This is a genomic window from Shewanella algicola (assembly GCF_014648035.1).
Taxonomy (GTDB): domain Bacteria; phylum Pseudomonadota; class Gammaproteobacteria; order Enterobacterales; family Shewanellaceae; genus Shewanella; species Shewanella algicola.
Genome location: NZ_BMQI01000149.1, coordinates 1 through 1,076 on the forward strand (window position 1 = coordinate 1; position 1,076 = coordinate 1,076).

The 1,076-nt window shown below is 47.6% G+C and carries 1 protein-coding gene; it reads left to right on the forward strand.

Annotated features, from left to right (window positions below; translation table 11 throughout):
* Positions 1-10: 10 nt before the first annotated feature.
* A protein-coding gene (locus tag IEY42_RS22145) for an IS3 family transposase (protein WP_188927324.1) occupies positions 11-1,076 on the forward strand; the annotation gives its coding sequence in 2 pieces (ribosomal slippage) (positions 11-272 and positions 272-1,076; 1,067 coding nt annotated over the 2 pieces). This gene is flagged as partial in the annotation.

Consider the following 1,076-nt stretch of genomic DNA (forward strand, 5'->3'; position numbering starts at 1 on the left):
GAGATTCTGCATGAAAACATCAAAATTTAGCGACAGCCAAATCTTGGCTATCCTCAAGCAAGCCGAAGCTGGCACCCCAGTTCCGGGGCTGTGCCGTGAGCACGGCATGAGCTCGGCTACCTTCTACAAGTGGCGGGCCAAATTTGGCGGCATGGACGCCTCTATGATGGCGCGATTGAAAGAGTTAGAGGCTGAAAATTCACGACTCAAAAAAATGTATGCCGAAGAGCGTCTAAAAGCCGAAATACTCAAAGAGGCCATCGAAAAAAAGTGGTAAAGCCGTCGCGGCGGCGGGAGCTGGCGCAAAAGGCGGTGCATGATAAAGCCATTCCAATCGCATTTGCCTGTGCCTTGTTTGGACTCAGTGAGAGCTGTTATCGCTATCAGGCAAAACTCAGCGGTGAAAACGCTGTGATTGCTGATTGGTTACAGCGACTAACATCGACCCATAGAAGTTGGGGATTTGGGCTGTGTTATTACTTTTTACGTAACGTGAAACGCTACCGATGGAACCATAAGCGAGTGTATAGAATTTACCGTGAATTGGAGCTAAACCTACGGATTAAGCCGAAGAAACGCTTGAAGCGTGATAAACCGGACGCATTGGCGGTGCCTGAGGCAATCAATGAATGTTGGTCTATGGACTTTATGCATGACCAACTTGAAGATGGTCGCAGCATTAGGTTATTGAACGTGATTGATGATTACAACCGTGAAGGCTTGGCGATAGAGGTCGACTTCTCCTTACCAGCAGAGCGTGTGGTCAGAACCTTGGAGCAAATCATCGAATGGCGTGGAAAACCGAAACAAATACGCAGTGATAACGGTCCAGAGTACATCAGTGCGGTGCTGGCTGCATGGGCTGAAAAACACGATGTAGAACTGAAATTTATTCAGCCTGGCAATCCACAGCAGAATGCTTATGTAGAACGCTATAATCGGACTGTGCGATACGAATGGCTGAGCCAATATCTTTGGAATAGTATTGCCGAGGTACAGGAACATGCGACACAATGGCTATGGTTTTATAACAATGAAAGACCCAATACAGCAATTGGTGGTGTCCCACCAAAGCA